Source organism: Mesorhizobium sp. M2A.F.Ca.ET.037.01.1.1, assembly GCF_003998075.1.
Taxonomy (GTDB): domain Bacteria; phylum Pseudomonadota; class Alphaproteobacteria; order Rhizobiales; family Rhizobiaceae; genus Mesorhizobium.
On the sequence record NZ_RZSA01000930.1, the window covers coordinates 1 to 2,561 of the forward strand.

The window sequence follows — 2,561 nt, forward strand, 5'->3', positions numbered from 1 at the left end:
CCCTTGTCTGTTGCTCAATTATGTCGGGCAAGGCGCCTTCGTGCTGGCAAATGGCGGCGTTGTCGGTCATCCGTTCTTCGAGATGAACCAGGGCTGGACGCTTATTCCGATGGTCGTGCTTGCCACGGCGGCGACCGTGATCGCCTGCCAGGCGGTGATCTCCGGCGCCTTTTCGCTGACCAGGCAAGCGGTACAGCTCAACATGCTGCCGCGTTTCGTCATCCAGCACACGTCGGAAAAACAGTCGGGCCAGATCTATCTGCCGCGCATCAACCTGATGCTGGCGCTGGTGGTGATGCTGCTGGTGGTCGGCTTCGGCGAATCCAGCCGGCTGGCCTCGGCCTACGGTATTTCGGTGACCGGCAATATGCTGGTGACGAACATACTGCTTTTTGTTGTGATGACGCGCATCTGGAAATGGCCGCTCGGCGTCGCGATAGCCTTAATGGCGGTGTTCGTCTTCATCGATACCGGCTTCTTTGCAGCTAACATCGTCAAGGTATTCGAAGGCGGCTGGGCCTCGCTTGCCATTGCCGCAGTGATCGTGATGACCATGTGGACTTGGATAAGAGGCAGCAGGTATCTATTTGACAAGACGCGCAGGAACCAGATTCCGCTCGATTTCCTTGCGGGCAATCTGTTGAAGAAGAAACCGCAGCTGGTGTCCGGTACGGCCGTGTTCCTGACCAGCGATCCCGCCAGTGCGCCGACCGCGTTGATGCACAGCCTGAAGCACTACAAGGCGCTGCACGAACAGAACGTCATCCTCTCTGTGGTGACGGCGCAGCAGCCCGTGGTGCCCGACAGCGAGCGGATCAAGATGGAAACGATCAATGAGCTGTTCATGCGGGTGACACTGACCTTCGGCTACATGGAACAGCCTAACATCCCGCGTGCGCTGGCGATCTGCCGCAAGCAGGGTTGGAAGTTCGACATCATGACGACGTCCTTCTTCCTGTCGCGTCGCTCGCTCAAGGCGTCACCCAACTCCGGCATGCCGGTGTGGCAGGACAAGCTGTTCATCGGCTTGGCGCGCACGGCCGCCGACGCGACGGAGTATTTCCAGATCCCGACCGGACGTGTGGTCGAGATCGGAACGCAAGTGGCCGTTTAGGTATGCCCGGTTAAGCAGAATCAATTGGCATTTCGCGAGCCGGTGAATGCCTGACCGGGCGGAGGCCACGATGCTTGCGCCAAACTGGGGTCCGGTTCCAGGCCTGAAGCTTCCGGCCCCGAAAGCCGTCCTTTACGCCTGCGATCATTTCCGTTCCGCATTGTCTTGCCGACCCACCAGTCGAGATGCGCTGAAACGACCTCGCCGGGCAGCAACTTATCATTTGAACCTAATCGATGTGCCGCAAGTCCGACCTTCATTCTTCAGTTCACAGGCTAGCGTTGCCAAAATCGGCGTGCCGCCTAACCGGCGCCGCACCGTGACCTGTCAGGATGCTATGCAGGCGCGAGGCAGAAGCTGGCTCGAGGCCGCCGGCCTGGTGCTGGTCCGGCAGCGGCCGGGCTCGGCCAAAGGCTTCATGTTCCTCTGGAGGATGAGACGGGTGCGGCAAACGTCGTCGTCTGGGTCAAGATCTCTCGAGAAATTCCGGCGCGTGCTTCTTGCTTCGGCCATGCTCGGCGTCCGCGGACGCATCCGACGGAAGAGGAGGTGGTGCACCTCGTCGCCCACGAGCTGACCGATCTGTCGGCCGGGCTGGCCAGCGTGGGAAACCGCAAGACGCCGTTTCCGTTGCCGCACGGCCGAGGGACGAGGCTCATCACGGCGGATCGGGCATCGATCCGCGCGGCATGCCGAAGGGGCGCGACATCGTCGATGCAGTATGACCATATCGACCCTATCAAGTTCAAGACGCGTAACTTCCGGTAGCGCTTCCGGAGGCCACTTCAGCAGCATGTTGTGCACACTTTTGTCGGACCCTGTTAACTGCCGATTGGCAGCAGGTCACCCCGTGCCGGATCCCAAATGTCGTCGCTCTCAAGCGCAACGACTGCCCGCACCCTTTTTAAGTCAGCGAGCACCTCCACCGCCGGACGCCGCCCCGTTTCCTGAGCCGCGGCGTAACGGGTGTATTTGTGACTGTCCGGCTCAAACCACTTCAACGATTCCAAAGTAGCCATGGCATCGCCCTTGCGGCTGCGCGTGATGCGAATGATCGTGATCCCATCCTAAGCGCTCGCGTCGAATGGAGACACGCTGCCAACGCTTCATCTGCTCTACCCCATCTTTGTTCCAAGGCGGTCGGATCATCTCAATGAGCCCTGCCTCGGGGTGGCCAAAGCATGCATATTTATCGTTCGGCCCCGCATCGAATTATCATCTGCGATGTGGGACTCGATCTTGGGTTGGCGACGGCTTCGCTCCGGGAGTAGACGTCGGACCACTGATAAGTGCCGGACCTTCTCCACAATTTCTCGGCGGACTCATCGTGAACGCTCGATTGGACGTAAATGCGGTTCGCGGAAACGCAGGTCTGGCCGGCATTGCGGAACTTCGCCTGGACCGCACCGTCAACAGCACCGTCAATGTCGGCATCATCGAAGATGAT

General features: G+C 59.8%; 1 protein-coding gene and 2 pseudogenes. 2 read left to right on the plus strand and 1 reads right to left on the minus strand.

Translation table 11 applies throughout. The annotated features are described in order from the left end of the window. Nucleotides 1–1,114: KUP/HAK/KT family potassium transporter (locus EOA27_RS31480; protein WP_189562171.1), on the plus strand; the 1,114-nt coding region annotated here is incomplete at its 5' end. Nucleotides 1,115–1,421: 307 nt separating this feature from the next. Then, nucleotides 1,422–1,882 (plus strand): annotated as a pseudogene (locus EOA27_RS31485) (OB-fold nucleic acid binding domain-containing protein); the annotation flags it as partial. 538 nt (nucleotides 1,883–2,420) lie between these two features. Here EOA27_RS31485 and EOA27_RS31490 read toward each other — a convergent pair. Continuing rightward, nucleotides 2,421–2,561 (minus strand): annotated as a pseudogene (locus tag EOA27_RS31490) (aldehyde dehydrogenase family protein); the annotation flags it as partial.